Origin of the sequence: Candidatus Pedobacter colombiensis (genome assembly GCA_029202485.1) — a bacterium.
Lineage (GTDB): Bacteria > Bacteroidota > Bacteroidia > Sphingobacteriales > Sphingobacteriaceae > Pedobacter > Pedobacter colombiensis.
Window position 1 is genome coordinate 3,683,335 of record CP119313.1, and the last position, 18,659, is coordinate 3,701,993.

Annotated in this window: 15 protein-coding genes and 1 tRNA gene; 5 read left to right on the forward strand and 11 right to left on the reverse strand. The window is 38.3% G+C overall.

Annotated features, from left to right (window positions below; genetic code table 11):
• The first annotated feature begins 59 nt into the window (after window positions 1-59).
• Genes sppA through P0Y49_15540 form a run of 5 tightly spaced genes read left to right on the forward strand, consistent with a single transcriptional unit; the run spans window position 60 to window position 5,685 of the window.
• A complete protein-coding gene (sppA, locus tag P0Y49_15520; GenBank protein ID WEK18200.1) occupies window positions 60-1,832 on the forward strand; it encodes a signal peptide peptidase SppA in 1,773 nt (590 codons plus the stop codon).
• 15 nt (window positions 1,833-1,847) lie between these two features.
• Entirely contained in the window at window positions 1,848-3,524 is a 1,677-nt protein-coding gene (locus tag P0Y49_15525) for a helix-hairpin-helix domain-containing protein (GenBank protein ID WEK18201.1), read from the forward strand.
• Between the two features lie 19 nt (window positions 3,525-3,543).
• On the forward strand, window positions 3,544-4,152 hold the full coding sequence (locus tag P0Y49_15530) for a DUF4254 domain-containing protein (protein ID WEK18202.1): 609 nt from the start codon (window positions 3,544-3,546) through the stop codon (window positions 4,150-4,152).
• Complete coding sequence (locus P0Y49_15535) at window positions 4,149-5,189, forward strand: glycosyltransferase family 9 protein (GenBank protein WEK18203.1); 1,041 nt, start codon at window positions 4,149-4,151, stop codon at window positions 5,187-5,189. Before P0Y49_15530 ends, P0Y49_15535 begins: the two co-directional genes overlap by 4 nt.
• Window positions 5,182-5,685, forward strand: a complete 504-nt coding sequence (locus P0Y49_15540; protein WEK18204.1) for a histidine phosphatase family protein — start codon at window positions 5,182-5,184, stop codon at window positions 5,683-5,685. The genes P0Y49_15535 and P0Y49_15540 overlap by 8 nt, the downstream gene beginning before the upstream one ends.
• Here P0Y49_15540 and P0Y49_15545 read toward each other — a convergent pair.
• From P0Y49_15545 to P0Y49_15595, 11 genes are all read right to left on the reverse strand, one after another.
• Window positions 5,682-6,545, reverse strand: coding sequence for an AMP nucleosidase (locus tag P0Y49_15545; protein ID WEK18205.1), 864 nt, complete (start codon window positions 6,543-6,545; stop codon window positions 5,682-5,684). The genes P0Y49_15540 and P0Y49_15545 overlap by 4 nt on opposite strands.
• A 62-nt stretch (window positions 6,546-6,607) precedes the next feature.
• Entirely contained in the window at window positions 6,608-7,849 is a 1,242-nt protein-coding gene (gene clpX, locus P0Y49_15550) for an ATP-dependent Clp protease ATP-binding subunit ClpX (protein WEK18206.1), read from the reverse strand.
• Window positions 7,850-7,852: 3 nt separating this feature from the next.
• Window positions 7,853-8,545, reverse strand: coding sequence for an ATP-dependent Clp endopeptidase proteolytic subunit ClpP (clpP, locus tag P0Y49_15555; protein ID WEK18207.1), 693 nt, complete (start codon window positions 8,543-8,545; stop codon window positions 7,853-7,855).
• 179 nt (window positions 8,546-8,724) lie between these two features.
• Complete coding sequence (tig, locus tag P0Y49_15560; protein WEK18208.1) at window positions 8,725-10,071, reverse strand: trigger factor; 1,347 nt, start codon at window positions 10,069-10,071, stop codon at window positions 8,725-8,727.
• Window positions 10,072-10,567: 496 nt separating this feature from the next.
• Complete coding sequence (locus tag P0Y49_15565; GenBank protein WEK18209.1) at window positions 10,568-11,563, reverse strand: transposase; 996 nt, start codon at window positions 11,561-11,563, stop codon at window positions 10,568-10,570.
• The gene (locus tag P0Y49_15570) at window positions 11,526-11,888 is read right to left on the reverse strand and encodes a hypothetical protein (protein WEK18210.1); all 363 of its coding nucleotides are present in this window, start codon (window positions 11,886-11,888) and stop codon (window positions 11,526-11,528) included. Before P0Y49_15570 ends, P0Y49_15565 begins: the two co-directional genes overlap by 38 nt.
• A gap of 181 nt (window positions 11,889-12,069) precedes the next feature.
• A tRNA-Leu gene (locus tag P0Y49_15575) sits at window positions 12,070-12,151 on the reverse strand.
• A 151-nt stretch (window positions 12,152-12,302) separates the two neighbouring features.
• Window positions 12,303-13,100, reverse strand: a complete 798-nt coding sequence (locus P0Y49_15580) for a helical backbone metal receptor (GenBank protein ID WEK18211.1) — start codon at window positions 13,098-13,100, stop codon at window positions 12,303-12,305.
• 42 nt (window positions 13,101-13,142) lie between these two features.
• Complete coding sequence (locus tag P0Y49_15585; protein WEK18212.1) at window positions 13,143-13,835, reverse strand: ABC transporter ATP-binding protein; 693 nt, start codon at window positions 13,833-13,835, stop codon at window positions 13,143-13,145.
• A gap of 27 nt (window positions 13,836-13,862) precedes the next feature.
• A complete protein-coding gene (locus P0Y49_15590) occupies window positions 13,863-16,256 on the reverse strand; it encodes an ABC transporter permease (protein ID WEK18213.1) in 2,394 nt (797 codons plus the stop codon).
• Window positions 16,257-16,268: 12 nt separating this feature from the next.
• Window positions 16,269-18,659 carry an ABC transporter permease gene (locus tag P0Y49_15595; protein WEK18214.1) on the reverse strand — a complete coding sequence of 797 codons (2,391 nt, stop codon included), beginning with the start codon at window positions 18,657-18,659 and terminating at the stop codon, window positions 16,269-16,271.

Sequence of the window (18,659 nt, forward strand, 5' to 3'; positions counted from 1 at the left end):
TAAAACGACAAACTTATTAACGTTTACTTATCTTTACAAATTAAATATCTACCTATCACATGAGAGAATTTTTCAAATATGTTTTCGCAACAGTCATTGGGGTTATTATTTCAATGGCACTGTTTTTAATCTTTTTTATTGTACTAATTATTGGTATTGTAAAATCTTCGCTCAAGGAAGAGAAGGTCAATGTGGCCAGTAATTCTGTACTATTCCTCAACCTAGATCAGGCTATCACAGAACGCACAGCCGAAGATCCGCTTTCCAGGCTGCCTGTTGTAGGTACGGAAAAAGATAAAAGTATTGGTTTTAATGATGTCATACATGCCCTGAAAGAGGCTAAGACAGACAACAATATCAAGTGCATTTACATTAATGTAAGTTCGCCCAAAGCTGGCTTTGCTACTATGCTTGAAATCAGAAATGCTTTGATTGATTTTAAAACAAGTAAAAAGAAAATCATCGCTTATAGCGAAGTATATACTCAGGGTGCTTATTACCTGGCTTCGGTTGCAGATAAGGTTTATTTAAATCCGGAAGGAGCATTGGAATTTAAAGGCCTTAAATCTGAAACCATGTTTTTTAAAGGCGCACTTGATAAATTAGGTATTGAAGCCCAAATTGTAAGGGTTGGGAATTATAAAAGCGCTGTTGAGCCTTTCTTTACGACTAAAATGAGTGATAAAAACCGTGAACAGGTAACCGCTTATTTAAATGGCATGTATGAAACTTTTCTGGAGGGCATTTCCAAAAGCAGAAACATTGGCACGACTACACTACATCAAATTGCCGATGATTACAAGATTCAGCGACCTACTGATGCAGTTGCCTATAAAATGGTTGACGGCCTCAAATATAAAGACGAAATCATTGATGAACTGAAATCACTTAGTGAAAAAGATAAAAAAAGCAACCTTACTACCGTTACCATTAATGAATACGCAAGAAGTGTGGCTGAAGAGCCAGACAATTCTGCTAAAAATAAAGTTGCTGTTATTTATGCTAATGGCGATATTACTGGTGGTGAGGGATCCGATACAAAAATCGGCTCTGAACGTATCTCAAGAACCATCAGGAAGGCTCGTTTAGACAGCAGCATTAAAGCTGTCGTTTTAAGGGTAAACTCCCCTGGAGGCAGTGCTTTAGCTTCAGATGTGATTTGGAGAGAAATTGTATTAACCAAAAAGGTTAAACCGGTAGTCGCTTCTTTTGGTGACGTTGCGGCTTCCGGTGGCTATTATATTGGCTGTGCGGCCGACTCTATTTTTGTACAACCAAATACAATTACCGGATCTATTGGCGTATTTGGGGTAATCCCAAATCTTCAGAAATTGTTTAATGAAAAACTAGGGATAACTTTTGATGGTGTTAAAACTGGTAAATACGCCGACATCATGAGTATGGACCGTCCAATGACCGCCGGTGAAAGACTTATTGTTCAAAACGATGTAAACCGCGTATACGATAGCTTCACTACCCGTGTAGCAAATGGACGTAAAAGATCAAAAACATATATCGATAGCATTGCAGGTGGAAGAGTTTGGATAGGTACTGATGCAGTCAGGATTGGTTTGGCTGATAGAACGGGTAGCTTCAATGATGCCATAGTTTCTGCTGCTAAAAAGGCTAAAATAAAAGACTATAGTGTGGTTGAATATCCTGAAAAGCTGGATCCTTTCAGATCATTAATGGAAAACACTACTGACAAGGTTAAAACCTATTATACCAAACAAGAACTTGGCGACAACTATGTCATCTATCAACAAATAAAAGCGGCAATATCCAAATCAGGAATACAAGCCAGAATGCCGTTTGAATTTAAAATACAATAAAAAATCATTTTCTTAATGGAAAATAAAACCATTGCCCGCACCTTACGCCTGCTTTCTCAATTGATGGAACTTCACAATGAGAACCCTTTTAAAATTAAATCAGTGGCCAATGCTGCTTTTAAGGTAGATAAATTACCTTATGCCATTCAAGGTAAAACCCTTGAAGAAATAGGCCAGATTGATGGGCTCGGTAAAAGTATATCTGCCAAGGTGTGGGAATTGTTGGAAACCGGAACAATGGCCGAGCTAGAAGCTATCCTTACCGAAACACCTGAAGGGATTGTCGAAATGCTGGGTATTAAGGGCATCGGACCAAAAAAAATTGTAGTGATCTGGAAAGATCTTGGTATTGAAAATATCGGAGAGCTTTACTATGCCTGTAATGAGAACAGGTTAATCGAAGCCAAAGGTTTTGGACTGAAAACTCAGGAAGAGATTAAAAAGATCATTGAATTTAAAATGGCAGCGCAAGGTAAATTCCTGTATGCTCATGTTGAAGGACTGGTCAATAAACTATATGCCGACCTTGCTGCCTGGTTAAATACAGTTACCGGCAATCCTTTACTTGGCATAGCCGGCGATTATCGACGCTGTCTGGAAATTATCGAAGGAATTGAACTGGTTATAGGTGTCAACACCCCGGAAGAAATACAGGAAAAGATAACGGCATTTAAGTCAATTGCGTTTGAAATGCAAGCCGATGGAACATACCTGGCTAGCAACGAATTGGGCTTAAAAATTAAGCTTACCGTTGTTCAAAAAAATGATTTCTACCTCAATTGGTTTAAACTTACCGGTAATGAACAACATGTACATAGCGTATTAACGCTTGCTGGTGACGGCCCTTTTGAGGATGAACAGGCTATCTACAAAAAAGCCGGATTGGCTTTTGTAGCACCGGAGCTAAGAGAAGGTCTTGACGAAATTTTACTGGCTAAAGAGGATAGGTTACCACTGTTAATTACTGATGCGGATTTGAAAGGAACCTTACACAACCACTCTACCTGGAGTGATGGTGTGCATACCCTTGAAGAAATGGCCATATACTGTAAGGAAACGCTTAAATTAGCATACCTGGGCATGTGCGATCACTCCAAATCTGCCTTTTATGCCAATGGACTAAACGAGCAGCGGATTTATGCACAGCATCAGGAAATTGATGCTTTAAATGCAAAGCTCGCCCCTTTCCGCATATTTAAAGGCATAGAGAGTGACATCTTGTATGATGGCTCACTTGATTATAGTGATGACATCCTTAAAACCTTCGACTTTGTAGTTGCTTCTGTACATAGTATTTTAAGAATGGATGAAGAAAAGGCAACTTCAAGGCTAATTACAGCGATTGAAAATCCCTATACAACTATCCTCGGGCACCCAACAGGCAGGTTATTGCTGAGCCGAAAAGGCTACCCAATTGATTACGCCAAAATAATCGATGCCTGTGCGGCAAACAATGTAGTCATAGAAATCAATGCAAATCCGCTTAGGTTAGATCTAGACTGGCGCTGGCATCGTTACGCGCTTGAAAAAGGTGTGTTACTTTCCATAAATCCAGATGCGCATAGAAAAGAAGGATTTCATGATATGCATTATGGTGTATTGGTTGGAAGAAAAGGTGGCTTAACTGCAAAACAGTGTTTAAATGCTTTTTCATTGCAAGATATCTCTCAATACTTCGGTAATAAAAAATAGTTATACTTACCTTTGAACCATGATTAGTAAGCTTTGTAATAAAATATTCGGAGAGGCGATTAATGATTATCACATCCATAACAATATAGATCAACCTATTAAAAATCCATATCGCATCAGTTCTATTGAGCATTTACTGTATTTGAAATGTTGGATAGACACTGTTCAATGGCACATGGAAGATGTAGTGCGTAATCCCGAAATCAACCCCGTTGAAGGATTACAATGGAAAAGACGAATAGATGCATCAAATCAGGAACGTACTGATGTAGTAGAGTATATTGACAGTTATTTTTTGGAAGAATACAAAAATATTAAACCAGATACGGCTGCAAAAATCAACTCTGAAAGCCCTGCCTGGGTGATAGACCGCTTGTCTATTCTGGCCTTAAAGGTTTACCACATGAAAGAGGAAACCTTACGTACTGACGCTGGTGAAGAGCACAAAAATCTTTGTACACAAAAACTTAACATCCTGTTAAACCAACAAACTGATCTTTCTAATAGCTTAGACGAATTGATACAGGACATTGAGAGTGGCGCCAAATACATGAAAGTTTATAAGCAAATGAAAATGTATAATGACCCAAGCCTTAACCCTGTCCTTTACAACCCAAATAATGAATGACAGGCGCAAATAAAATATTGGTAATTCGTTTCTCTGCAATGGGAGATGTAGCCATGACAGCTCCCGTATTAAAAGAATTTATACGGGACTATCCTGATACAGAATTACTAATGGTTAGCCGTACTTTATTTAAGCCTTTCTTTAAAGACATTCCGAATCTAAGTTTTTACTCTTTTGATCCGAAAGTAAAACATAAAGGGTTCCTGGGACTGATTAAGCTATTTATTGCCCTTAGAAAGGAACGGATAACCGCCGTTGCCGATCTGCATAATAACTTAAGAAGTAAAATATTATGTACCTTCTTTACCCTTACAGGAGTGAAGGTTGCAGTGCTTGACAAAGGTCGAAAAGAAAAAGCGGAGCTAACACGTAAAGAGAATAAGCTATTCAGACAGCTTAAACCTACTTTAATCCGCTATGCCGATGTATTCAAGGAGCTCGGTTTTCCGTTTGTCCTTAAAAATTCTTTAGAAAAAAGCATTCCTGATGCGCTACCAGGAGAAACATTTCCTTTTGCCCGGCTTCCCAAAACAAAAAAATGGATAGGCGTAAGTCCTTTTGCCCGGCATCAACAAAAGGTTTATCCATTACTTAAAATGGAAACAGTACTACTGGCACTCGCTGATGCCGGACATCAGCTTTTTATCTTTGGAGGTACTGATGAAGAAGCACGCATTGCTACCCAATGGGAAGCAAAATACGAAAATATTACATCTGTTGTAAAAAAAATTAAACTTGAGGATGAGCTGAAACTCATTTCAAACCTGGATATCATGTTGAGCATGGATTCGTCTGGTATGCATCTGGCTTCATTAAAAAACATCCCTGTAGTTTCTGTGTGGGGAGCTACTCATCCTTATGCAGGTTTCTTAGGCTATGGCCAATCTATGAATGACGCTGTGCAAATCGACCTTTACTGCAGGCCTTGCTCAATATATGGCAACATCCCTTGTTATAGAGGAGATTTTGCCTGCATGAACAATTTATCGGAATCAGTTGTTATAAACAGTGTACTAAACAAACTCAGTAATGGCTAAAAAACTTCTATTAGTTAGACATGGTAAATCGGAATGGGGAAATGCCCATCTTGCAGATTTTGACAGACCCTTGAACCCAAGAGGTCACAGAAATGCACCAGAAATGGCTGCAAGGCTACTTCAAAAAGACCTTGTCCCACAACAAATAGTAAGTAGCCCGGCATTAAGAGCCATTACTACAGCCAAACATTTTGTTCAGGCCTGGAAAAAATCTACAGAACAAATAAAAGAGGAGCCCTCAATTTACGAAGCGAATGTCAAAACTTTATTGAAAGTGATCAACAACTTTAACAATAAGTTTGACTATATCGCTGTCTTCGGACACAATCCAGGATTCACGGATTTGGCCAATTACCTTAGTGATGGGGATATCGATAACATCCCAACTTGTGGGACAGTATTGATAGAATTTGAGGTCGACGATTGGGCACTGGTAAGCTACCATACCGGTAAGCTCCTCCAGTTTGATTACCCTAAAAGCCTGACCGACGATTAGAAGTGCAGATGCTTAACCGTAAGTCCATTATTAATTAACTGTTTCAACGAATCAATACCTATTTTAAGGTGTGTTTCCACGTAAGTTGAAGTAACATTACTATCGCTTTCTGCTGTTTTAACGCCTTCAGGAATCATCGGCTGGTCTGAAACCAATAACAAGGCACCAGTTGGAATTTTATTTGCAAAACCAGTTGTAAAAATAGTTGCAGTTTCCATATCCACAGCCATCGCCCTTAAACTTTTAAGGTATTTTTTAAAGCTTTTATCGTGCTCCCATACCCTTCGGTTGGTGGTATAACAAGTACCTGTCCAATAATCTCTGGAATGATCGCGTATAGTGGTCGATATAGCCTTCTGGAGCGCAAAAGCAGGTAGAGCTGGTACTTCTGCTGGTAAATAGTCATTCGACGTCCCCTCGCCTCTTATAGCAGCTATAGGCAAAATCAAATCTCCCAATTGATTCTTCTTCTTTAATCCACCACACTTACCCAAAAACAATACAGCCTTAGGAGTGATAGCGGTCAACAGATCCATCATGGTTGCAGCCAACGGACTTCCCATACCAAAATTAATGATGGTAATGCCATTGGCAGTTACACTTTGCATAGGTTTATCAATACCCATTATTGGCGCATTGTCATTCCATTCAGAGAACATCTGCACATACTTGCTAAAGTTCGTCAGCAATATATACTGTCCAAATTCTTCCAGTGGTCTTCCGGTATATCGCGGCAACCAGTTTCTTACGATCTCTTCTTTAGATTTCAAACCTTTTCTTACAGGTGATTCTACTTCTTTTACTCTTTTTTTCTTTTCTGATAGTAGTTCGTCTTTCTTTACATCTTTTTCTTCGTTCATATATTCTTCCTTTCTAAATAACAATATAAAAAAAAATCCCCGGTAAACCGGGGATTAAATTTCTAGGCAGCTTTTAACTTCTTAAAGTCGGCCTTTTCAAATTTTTCCACCGCATAATCGAGTGTAATGTTTAATTCCTTAACACTTGTGTCCGAGGGGATCTCAAACATGGCATCCAACATAATGGCTTCACAAATAGAACGTAGTCCCCTTGCGCCCAATTTATATTCCATAGCCTTATCAACTATAAAATCTAATACCTCATCATCAAATGAAAGTTTCACATTTTCCAGTTCAAACAGTTTAACATACTGACGGAACAAAGAGTTTTTAGGTTCCGTAAGAATATTACGCAATGCTTGTTTATCCAATGGATTCAGGTGTGTTAAAACAGGAACACGACCAATCAATTCCGGTATTAAACCAAATGATTTTAAATCCTGTGGTGTAATGTATTTGTACAGATTTTTAAGATCAAGCTCAGCATCTTCTTTTTTGACCTTATACCCCACAGCTTGCGTACGCAACCTATTGGCAATCTTACGTTCAATACCATCAAATGCACCACCGCAAATAAATAAGATGTTGTTGGTATTCACGGGGATCATTTTCTGATCCGGGTGTTTACGACCACCTTGAGGTGGCACATTCACTACAGTACCCTCTAAAATCTTCAATAGCGCCTGTTGTACGCCTTCTCCCGATACATCACGGGTGATAGAAGGATTATCACTCTTACGTGCAACCTTATCCACCTCATCAATGTATACAATTCCTCGTTCTGCAGAAGCTACATCATAATCGGCAGCCTGCAATAGACGGGTAAGAATACTCTCAACATCTTCACCAACATAGCCGGCCTCAGTAAGTACTGTTGCATCGCAAATGCAAAAAGGCACATGCAATATCTTAGCAATAGTCTTGGCCAATAAGGTTTTACCTGTACCGGTTTCGCCTACAAGCATGATGTTAGACTTTTCGATCTCCACCTCATCTGCTTTATCAACCTTCTGACTTAATCTTTTATAGTGATTATACACCGCTACCGAAAGTACTTTCTTAGCATCATCCTGACCAATAACATACTGATCAATATGTGCCTTAATTTCCTGTGGTTTCAATAGTGTAATCGAAGTGTCTAAAGGTTTCGATTTTTTACTCCCTAGTTCTTGTACCAGTAGCTGATTGGCCTGGGCTACGCATTTATCACAGATAAATGCATCCAGTCCCTCAATAAGCATTAAAGTATCCTGCTTACCTGAGCCACAAAAAGAACAACGGGATTCTTTACTTTGTTTTGCCATCTTTTAGTCTTTGTTGCTAGCACCTAGCACTTCATCAATCATTCCGAAGCCTTTTGCTTCATCAGCTTTCATCCAGTAATCACGGTCTGAAGCTTTCTCTACCCACTCGTACGATTGTCCGGAGTGGTTTGCTATAATATCGTATAACTCTTTTTTCAATTTAAGCATCTCTCTCAGGTTGATCTCCATATCTGAAGCTACACCTTGTGCACCACCAGACGGTTGATGAATCATCACACGTGAGTGTGGTAATGCTGCACGTTTACCTTTAGCACCGGCAACCAGCAATACTGCTCCCATAGATGCTGCCATACCTGTACAGATGGTGGCTACATCAGGCGTGATATATTGCATAGTATCATAGATACCTAAACCTGCATATACCGAACCACCAGGTGAGTTGATATAAATCTGGATATCTCTGTTGTTATCTGTAGATTGTAAGAACAACAATTGCGCCTGAATAATATTTGCATTTCCATCATAAATCGCATCTCCTAAAAAGATGATACGATCCATCATTAGTCGTGAAAACACATCCATTTGAGCAACATTCAGCTGGCGTTCCTCAATAATGTAAGGAGTCATGCTCTTAGGTGAATTGTTGGTAGCACCAATAAAACGATCAACATTTAAACCATTAATGCGGTGATGTTTAACTGCGTATTTTCTAAATTCGTCTTTATCTATCTTCATGATTTGTAATTGTTATCTCCTGTAATTTTATATTCACCAATAGTAATAAAACTAATTTGGTAATTTATTGTGGTATTGTAAAATTTGAGTTTCCTTTTATATAAACAAGGCGGCCTTAAATAAAGCCGCCTTATCTATATTCTATTAAAAATTAAAACTTTACCGTTTAAAAACAGTACTTATTTCAACTCTATAAATTTATTATAAGCTATTTCTTTTTGGTCTAAAGTAGCAACTGATTGAATGTATTCAAAAACCTTAAGTGCTTTCACTTCGTCAAAAATACGGTTAGCGTTATCTTTCTCTTTCAGGAAAGTAGCTGTGTATTGCGCTAATTGATCTTCAGGCATTGGACTTGGGCTATACATTCTGAATTGCGCATCTAAACGTTGTTTCGCAGTCTGAAAAACATCTTCATATTTAATTTCGATGTTATTGTCTTTAATCAATTTATTTTCGATTAAAGTCCATTTCAGATTTTTAGCAAAATCATCATAACCTTCAGCCAATTCCTCGTCAGTTAATTTTTCGTTAGTAGCTTTTAACCACTTGCGTAAAAACTCATCTGGCAATTCAATATTTACGCTTTCGATCAGTTTAGTGTAGATGTCATTTTGCAGTTTGCGATCAGCATCCTGTTTAAACATACTTTCAATTTCTTCAGTGATTTTGGCCGTAAAACCAGCCTCATCAGTTACTACACCTTCACCAAATATTTTATCAAAGAACTCCTGGTTTAAATCAGCCTCCTCTAAACGGTTTACGTTTTTAACCGTTACCTGGAATTTAGATTGTAAATCCTTAGCATCTTCTTCGCTAATGTTTAATAATTTGGCAATGATTACCTCATTTTTATCAAAAGCTTTCTGAACATCAAGTTCTACAACATCATCCTTTTTTAAACCGATTAAAGATTTTAAAATCTTTTTATCTGTAACCTGATCTAAACGAATAGATCCTGTTTGCGTAATACCACCTTCAAAAACTGAACCATCTGCAGAAAGTTGTGCTAATTCGGCATAAAGTACATCCTCTTCTGCCGAAACTTCAGGGTTTGTCATTTTGCCATAGCTTCTGCGGATATTTTTGATACGCGCAGCAAGGGTTTCTTCATCAGCTTTAACAACATATTGAGTAAACTTATCTTTAGAAGTGATTGCTACATCAATTGCAGGAGCAAGTCCTAATTCATAATCAAATTCGAACTCATCTGTATAATCCCATTTAAATTCTTTAGAATCATCCATTACAGGTAAAGGCTGACCAAGAATTTCTACTTTATTATCAGTAAGGTGTTTGTTTAATGTCTCACTTAACAAATTATTGATTTCTTCTACAAGAATGCTTCTACCGTACATCTTTTTAATGTGGGCTGCAGGAACCATTCCTTTACGGAAACCTGGAAGCGTCGCTTTTTTAGCTTGCTCTTTTATAGATTTATCAACCTTTTCAGTATAATCTTCAGGCGCAATCTTAATTTTTACAACCGCGTTTAAGTCGTTAATTTTTTCCTGTGTAATGTTCATTTTTCTGAATCAATAATTATTAATGTCTATATACAAAAAATCCCCCGTGTTGCGGAGGAAGTTTACTGTGGAAGATCAACTTCCAATCTACCGCTCAAATTTTCCTTTCGAGGGCGCAAATATAAGCTTTTTTGTTGATTTCAAAGCTTATAATTTAAAATATTATACCTATACACTACCTGATCTTCAGCACTCCAAAGACTCAACAATTGAATACTTTCTGCAATAATTAACATCAGTCTTAATTACTCATGAATTATAAAAGCTAAAATAAGATTACTCTAAAATTGTATTTAAACTGGTAAAAGCAGTACCATACCAGTCCAATACCAGTCGAATAGCAGTAGAAAAGCAGACGAAATAATGCACCGTCTAATAAAAGTTCAACTCTTAATTTGGTGTCATGCAGAGCCAGACCACACTCATAGGAAATTCATACAAGCCCCATATTCCTCATGAACCAAAATTAGGATCAAGCAAAAAAGTTGGGGAGGGATTAGGCATATATTTTTGATAACCTGAATAGGAAAAATTTGACATTTCTTACCCCTCTAAATTGCGTTCTAAAAGCTTTAATCTTCGCATTAAAAGATTCTGCGGAGGCATTAGTGGATCTGTTATCAAAGTAGTTTAATATTGTTTCATAATTGTTCTGAACGGTTCTTGATATGGTATTGAAGGATTTATAACCCATTTTTTCTATCTTGTTATACCATAAGGCTAACTTTTTAAAGGCAATCATTTTAGTTTTTGAATGGCTGAGTATTGAAGACAGTTCCTGGGAGACTTTATACGCTTGCTGCAAATCTGGGTATAGCTTAAATAACAGTTCTGCCCTGTGATTTTGTGAAGGAGTCCAGTTTACTTCTTTTTTAAATAACAAATACCTACTTCTAGCCAGTAACTGTTTTATCGTATCTCCATTTTCCAGAAGTTCGGGAATCCAAGGCTTCTTTACTTCTCTGGCTAGATCCATTTCTTTGTTTTCCTGTTCTATAGCATCCCATCTATGTTTAATCCTGATTTCCTGGACACCTTCATTAGCCAATTGCTGTACATGGAACCTATCTGAAACAAGCTTTGCTTTTGGAAAACTCCTTTTTACTATTCTGGTCATTGTCGGAGCCAGATCAAGGGTTACTTCTTTTACTTGTTTCCTTACCTGCTCCTTCATTCTGTGAAGAACCTTTATGATCGACTCGCTTTCAGTACCCTTTACAATTGCTACCAAAGCACCTTTCTTCCCTTTTGCCCCTTTATTAGTCAGTATTGTATAGAGCTCTCCTTGTGAAAGGCTAGTTTCATCAATTGATAAATATTCCCCCATATTATTAGCAAAAAGCAGCCAATTCTCAGAGTGTTCCGCCTGATCCCAGCTGCTAAAATCACTTAAATGGCGGGCATATTGCTCTTCCAGACGCTTTCCGTCAACACCAAAGAAATGGCCAAGACTTTTACAGCTTATTGGGGTGGAATCCAAATAGTCTTTCAAAAAAAAAGGCAAACTCTTGAGTCATCTTTGTGCCTTCGGCAACTAATTGCCAATCCCGGGAAACGATCTTACTTGTTCGGGTGTTGAGCCATTTCCGACGCTTAAGGTTTAAAAAACAAGGTTTGCCACGCAAAGGAAAGTCTCGAACGGAAGCCTCATCGTAGAATCCTTTAGATAAAAGATGATCTCCAGAAAACTCTTGTGGATGAATGTTCTTTTCTATCAAATAAATATAGGTTGAACCGTCAATTGTAGCAGCTCGGTCGAATTCAAAATAGTCGCTAAGACCTTCTGGTAGTATTAATGAAAGCAGGGTAGAATCCAATATAATTGCTGTTTAATGCAAATCTAAACAAAATTAATCCCTCCCCAACTTTTTTGCTTGATCCCAAAATTACATTAAACACTGTATACCAGAAATTTACAACAATAAACAGTCAAAAAAATTGAATTTAAAAAGCCTTTTAAACAAAAAAACAGCCTTTTCAGGCTGTTTTTGACCGTTGTGCGGAAGAAGGGACTCGAACCCCCACGCCGTGAAGCGCCAGATCCTAAGTCTGGTGCGGCTACCAATTACGCCACTTCCGCAGTTAGGATGTCCCCTTTCGGGATTGCAAAGATAGATATTGTTCTAACAAGTCAAAAAGGTTTTTGAATTATTTTCAAAAAAAACAGTTAACCAACTGGTTTACAGCAAAAATATTTTCATCTTCTTTCATCCAGCCTCCAGAACCAGCTTTCACAGTATTTCCTTTTGCAATTCAAACAGGTATTGAACCGCTTTAACCAACCTACTGCCATACCAGGAAAACATCTCTCCATCAACAAGCATAACTTTAGCTTCCGGAATCAAGCTCTTTATTTCTTCCAGATGTTTTTCCTTAAAGGGATAAGGTTCTGAAGACAGAAAAATCAGATCTGGCTTTAATTCCACAAGGTCTTTTAGCTCAAATTCAGGATACCGACGCTGCTTAACCACATTTTGTAGTCCATTCAAAGTTAAAACATCATCAATAAAAGTATCCTTACCAGCTAGCATATAAGGTTCCCTCCAGATCAGGTAAGCTACCTTTTTGTTAATTCCATGCTGCAAAGCTAACGTCTGCAAATCAGTAAATCCAGCATTGATCAGGTAATTTAGATAAGCCGCCTCAGGTTGTCTATCCACCAAGACTCCTATTTGATGGATTGTATTTTTAGCGTCCTCCAATGTATAAATATCACTCATCCATACTGGAAATTCGGCCATTAACTCTTCTATCTGGGCCTGTGTATTCTCTTCTTTATTGCCAATAATCAGATCAGGTGCTAAACTACGTATCAGTTCCATATTTAGCTTCTTAGTACCCCCTACTTTTGTACGTTCGGCAAATTTATCAACAGGATGAATGCAGAATTTGGTCAGACCAACCACCTCCTTATCCAGGCCCAGATCAAACAATAGCTCCGTTTGAGAAGGAACTAAGGAAATAATTCGTTTTGGCGGATAATTAAATTGAATGGTGTTACCCAACTGATCTGTAAAACTACGTTGCATAATACAAAGATACGGCCCATTCCCTAAAAACCTATTCGTATTTCAACGCGCTGTGAGGTCAAGCGCAAGATCTTCTTTGATCACGCCATCCAATAAATGCAGAATACGTTTCCCATAAGCGGCATTTACTTCCGAATGTGTCACCTGAACAATTGTAATATTTTCTTCTTCATTTAATTTCTTAAACAACTCCATAATTTGAAGCGCCTGTGTGGATTGTAAATTTCCGGTGGGTTCATCTGCTAAAATGATTGAAGGCTGCGCCACTAAAGCTCTGGCAATGCCCACCAATTGTTGCTGCCCACCAGAAAGCTGATTCGGAAATAAGTCTTTTTTAGCGACCATGTTGAAACGATCCAAAACATCGGCTACCCTAATTTTACGCTCTGCTACACCTAACTTTTTATACAACAAAGGGGTTTCAATGTTTTCTGCTACGGTCATCTCATCAATCAAATGATACGCTTGGAATACAAAGCCGATATGATTCCTGTAAAGCTCTATGCGCTTGCGTTCATTGAGAGAAAGTACATCTTCACCCATAAATTCATATTTGCCATAAGTTGGCTCTTCCAACATTCCAAGAATATTCAATAAAGTGGATTTTCCTGCGCCCGAAGGTCCCATAATGGAAACAAATTCTCCCTGTTTAATTTGGGTACTCACATGACGAAGTATATAACTTTTAACGCCTTTATTTGCGTAGTATTTCTCTATGTTTTCAAGTGTGATCATCGTATTCGTATTATAAAAATTGATATATTATTCATATTTAAGGGCATCTATGGGATTCGTTTTGGCAGCTTTCAAAGACCTTAAAGTCACGGTAATTAACGTAATCAATACAGACAAAGTCATTGCCAGGATAAAAGGCCAGATGCTTAAATTGGTCCTGTAGGCAAAGCCATTCAGCCATTTAGAAGCAAAAATATAAGCAAGTGGCCAGGCCACCAGATTTGCAATGAGTACCATATAAAGGAAAGAACGATTCAGCATTTTCACCAGCTCCATTGTAGAGGCGCCCAAAACTTTTCTAATGGCTATTTCCCTGGTTTTTTGGGTAGCAATAAAAGATACCAGTCCAAATAAACCAATAAATGAGATAAAAATGATCACTCCTGCGAACACTTTAAACAGTACGCCCATCACCCGCTCTGTTTTATAGAAACTTTCAATGGTTTGGTCCATAAATTCAATATCATATACATCATTAGGAAAAGTCGCATTCCACAATTGCTCCACACTACTCATGGTTTTACTAAGTTCTTTCGGTTCAACTTTCATGGCAAATGATCCGTAATTTTTCATGTTACTAAAGATCGCTACGGGAGTAATTGCCTCTTTGAGTGATTTGTTATTGAAATCTTTGAGTACGCCAACAATTGGTTTTTCAATATCATAAACTTTCAACATTTTTCCAATTGCATCTTCCGGGCGCGATACATTTAACAGCTTCAACAGCGTTTCATTCACCATAAATTCTTTTAGGGTATCGCTTTTTGACAATCCCCGTCCGGCGACAAGTTGCAGGTCAAAAGTTTTCAGATAGTGCTCATCTGCATCCTTAACATTCAATTGAAACTCTTCATCCTTTCCCCGATGATCATAAGAAAAATTGATTTCATTATTACCATTAGACAATGGTGCAGCACTGAAATAACTGCTTTCTTTGACCCCGTGCAATTGCATTACCTTCTCTCTAAATCCATTTAACTTAGGAATGTTTGATTTGTCTAAAGGAATATCAATTACTGCAACTGATTGATGGTCAAACCCCAGTGATCTTTCCCTCACAAATTCCATTTGTCTGACTACTACCAATGTCGCAATAATCAATACGGCGGTTATTGCAAACTGCAAAACGACCAGTATTTTCCTTAATCCTAAACCTCCCACGTTTGCGGCACTGATCTTATTCTTAATAGCCAATGCCGGACTAAATCCGGAGATAATGAAGGCAGGATAAAGTCCCGCTAAGAAACTAACCAATATGAGCAACAGTAACATAAATATAAAAATGGCAGGCTCCGAAAAAAGTCTGAAGGAAAACTTATCATCCATCAATCCCTCCATGCCAGGAATCGCCAACTCGGTAATGACGCAAGCCAACAACAAAGCAATTGTGGTAATCAGTGCAGTTTCAGTAAGAAACTGCCAGATCAGCTGACTACGTCTGCTACCCATCACTTTGCGCACCCCAACTTCTTTAGACCTGCTGATTGCCTGTGCAGTTGCCAGATTGATAAAATTGATACAAGCTGTAATCAATAGAAAAACACCAATCACTCCTAAGCCGAGCAGCTCTTTATAGGAGATGGTGGTATCCCTGAAATTCCCAAAACGTTCATCATGGTGCACCTGATTCATTTGCTGAAAAATATGCTGTTCTTTTCCGGGGCCATTATTGGTATAATTTTTTTGAATGAACTTTTGTAAAGACTGATCTAGATCAGGTGGTGTAATTCCCGGTTTTAGCAATACATAACATTCCGATCTGTTGGTTACGTGCCCCCAGGCCTTGGAATCCTTTTCAGGGAAAGAAGCATAAGAGGCAATCATTTGAAATGGAAAATCACTGTTTTGAGGAAAATCCTTATAAACACCAGTAATTTTAAAGTCACTGGACTGGTTATAATTTATACTTTTTCCAAGGGCATTTTTCCAGGAACCAAAATATTGTGTGGCTAACTTTTCAGAAAGCACCATCATACCAGGGCCAACTAAGGCAACCGCCGGTTTTCCAGACAACCATTCTATATTAAAAATATCAAAGAATTGTGGTTCCACATAAAACACCGTTTTTTTTCTTTTAACATCTGGGTTCTCTGGGGTATTCTTTACTATAACTACCCCTCTGCTGCTACGCACCGCAGCAACCTGCTCCAATTGTGAAAAGTCGTTTCTTAACGCTGGTGCTAACGGAACAGGTACGCCATTGGAGAAAAAATCCCCATCAGGGTAAGTCCAGGAAGAAACTACCCGATAAATCCTATCCTGTTTCTCATAACTGTTATCAAAACTTGTCTGAAATCTTAAAAAAAGAAAGATCAGCAAACAGCTAGCGAGTCCGATTGCAAGTCCAGCTATATTTATAGCAGTATACCCTCTATATTTCCAAAGGTTACGCAAGGCGATTTTAAGGTTGAGTTTGAACATAGAATGTAATTATTATTCATATTTTAAAGCGTCCACTGGATTTAACTTCATAGCATTTCTTGCCTGGAAACTTACAGTTAATACCGTCAGAAAAATACTAATCAATCCCGCAAGGACAAATGGAAAAACAGGGAGTTCAATTCTATACGCAAAGCTTTCCAGCCACCTTTGTGCAACGATATAAGCAATTGGCCAGCCGATCAGATTGGCAATTAATACCATTCTAACAAAGAAAGAATTTAGCAAACTGAGGATATTAAAATCTGTTGCTCCTAATACCTTTCTAATGGAAATTTCCTTAATTCTGCTGCTAATGGTAAAGGCGGAGAAGGCAAAAAGACCAATGATAGCGATGAAAATGGTCAGCATTGCGGCGACATAAAATACCGACTGTAACTGTTCCTGTTTTTCAAATAAGCGGCCATACAATTCATCCATAAATTCGTACCTAAAATCGTCTCCATCCATTTTATTCAGGTCCTTCCATTCCGATTTTAAAGTTGCCAACGCTCCTGCCATATGATCAGGATCGATATTCATCATCAATTTCATTTTACCGTTTGCACAAGTACTTTTAACTGTGTAAACCGTAGGTTCTACGGCAGCTTCGAAACCTTGCATTTTCGCATCTTTAACCACCCCTACAATTCGATAATCCTGGTCACACCCGCGAATCGTTTTTCCTACAGGCTGTGTGATGCCATAAGCAGCCGCCGCAGCTTCATTGAGCACGATCCCATTTTCAGCATCTGCAGGAAAGTTCTTTGAAAAAAAACGGCCTTCTTTGAGCTTCATTTGCAGGGTCTCAAAATAGTCGAAATCCACATGAACGATGTCCATTCCCAGCATCTTTCCGTCCATCGCATAATCTACTCTTCCAGGGCGAGTACCATCTGGAACATCCGATGCCACGGTAAAAGAATTGACACCTGGAATTTTCAGGATTCTTGATTTCATGTTTTCAAAATAACCACGGTCAAACCAGACCATGTTTTTTATGTAAACCACCTGTCCGGCTTTAAAACCTGTATCTTCTGTCCGCATATATTTCAGCTGACTACTCACAATCAGTAATCCAGCCATGAAAACAATAGCCACCGTAAATTGGATTACCAATAAGGCATTCCTCAACCAGAGTGTTTTAAAACTGGTTTGAAGATTTCCTTTTAATACTGATACCGGTTTAAAGCCTGACAAGACTAATGCAGGGTAAACACCGGAAATTAAAGTAATGATCAACAACACCAGTGGAAGTTGCCAGATCAACTCATAGTTACCCTTCCATAATGAAAATGAGACACTAAAAACATCATTGAAAATGGGTAGAAAAATTTCTGCAAGAATTACTGCGATCACCAGTGCAACCATACATTGCATCAATATTTCTATGAGAAACTGAAAAACCAAACTAAGACGGGATGCACCCAATACCTTTTTCACACCAACTTCCTTTGCTCTCTTATTGGTTTGGGCAATTGTTAGGTTAGTGAAATTAACACAGGCAATTACCATCACAAAAACGGTGAGTACAGACAATGACATCACAATTTTATAATTGGTATTGTTACCTGCAACAGGTCGTAAGTGCAGGTTATCTAAAGGATCCAAGAAGATTTCCGATTGATTTGCTTTTTTTAGTTCAGTAGCATCTTTCTGATTATTGGTATTCAACCCCTCCTTTTTCAGCTCTTCCTTGAAAATAGCATCCACTTTTTGCTTTAGCAATTCCATATCAGTTCCTCCTTTAACTGAAATATAAGTATAATAATTATGAGCGCTCGGTTCCTGATCTTTACCTGCATCTTCAGTAATGACTAAAGCATCGAAAGCTAAATTTGAATGTGCAGAATTATGGCTCACGATTCCTGTAACATCACCATATTGCATTGCATTTTTTGGTCCTATACCCACTCTAACGGGAAAATCAGGAGTTTTCTTTGGAAATATAGCCTTAACCTGTTCCTTCGACATATACAGATTCAGGGCACCCTCTTTCGGTTTAGCGAGTCCTCCCTCTATCTCCAAATTAAACATTTTAGCCAAACTATAATCTACAGTCATCACATCTTTTAAGTATATACGGGCATCGTTCGTATGGGCCGCAAACTCAAAATCAGTTCTCCTACTTCTGCCTACATTTTCAATCTCAGGTATCGCGTCTTTCATCGCCTTTGCCAGGGATAAGGAAGTATAAGTTGTTTTACGATCAGGTAATATTCTCCCTACCTGATAGATCTGTTTATAATTAGGAACATTATGATCGAAACTGGTTTCAAAGCGTACATAAATGGCCCCTAAAATAAAGGCCCCTAAAGCAATAGCTAGTCCGCCAATATTTATAGCGGTATAACCCCTATATTTCCATAAGTTCCGCAAGGCGATTTTAAGGTTAAGTCTGAACAT

Excerpts from the sequence above, each read along its gene's own strand:
- sppA (WEK18200.1), top strand. The coding sequence starts at position 60 with ATGAGAGAATTTTTCAAATATGTTTTCGCAACAGTCATTGGGGTTATT.
- clpP (WEK18207.1), bottom strand. The coding sequence starts at position 8,545 with ATGAAGATAGATAAAGACGAATTTAGAAAATACGCAGTTAAACATCAC.
- P0Y49_15540 (WEK18204.1), top strand. The coding sequence starts at position 5,182 with ATGGCTAAAAAACTTCTATTAGTTAGACATGGTAAATCGGAATGGGGA.
- clpX (WEK18206.1), bottom strand. The coding sequence starts at position 7,849 with ATGGCAAAACAAAGTAAAGAATCCCGTTGTTCTTTTTGTGGCTCAGGT.
- P0Y49_15585 (WEK18212.1), bottom strand. The coding sequence starts at position 13,835 with ATGATCACACTTGAAAACATAGAGAAATACTACGCAAATAAAGGCGTT.
- tig (WEK18208.1), bottom strand. The coding sequence starts at position 10,071 with ATGAACATTACACAGGAAAAAATTAACGACTTAAACGCGGTTGTAAAA.
- P0Y49_15525 (WEK18201.1), top strand. The coding sequence starts at position 1,848 with ATGGAAAATAAAACCATTGCCCGCACCTTACGCCTGCTTTCTCAATTG.
- P0Y49_15580 (WEK18211.1), bottom strand. The coding sequence starts at position 13,100 with ATGCAACGTAGTTTTACAGATCAGTTGGGTAACACCATTCAATTTAAT.
- P0Y49_15530 (WEK18202.1), top strand. The coding sequence starts at position 3,544 with ATGATTAGTAAGCTTTGTAATAAAATATTCGGAGAGGCGATTAATGAT.
- P0Y49_15595 (WEK18214.1), bottom strand. The coding sequence starts at position 18,659 with ATGTTCAGACTTAACCTTAAAATCGCCTTGCGGAACTTATGGAAATAT.
- P0Y49_15535 (WEK18203.1), top strand. The coding sequence starts at position 4,149 with ATGACAGGCGCAAATAAAATATTGGTAATTCGTTTCTCTGCAATGGGA.
- P0Y49_15590 (WEK18213.1), bottom strand. The coding sequence starts at position 16,256 with ATGTTCAAACTCAACCTTAAAATCGCCTTGCGTAACCTTTGGAAATAT.
- P0Y49_15545 (WEK18205.1), bottom strand. The coding sequence starts at position 6,545 with ATGAACGAAGAAAAAGATGTAAAGAAAGACGAACTACTATCAGAAAAG.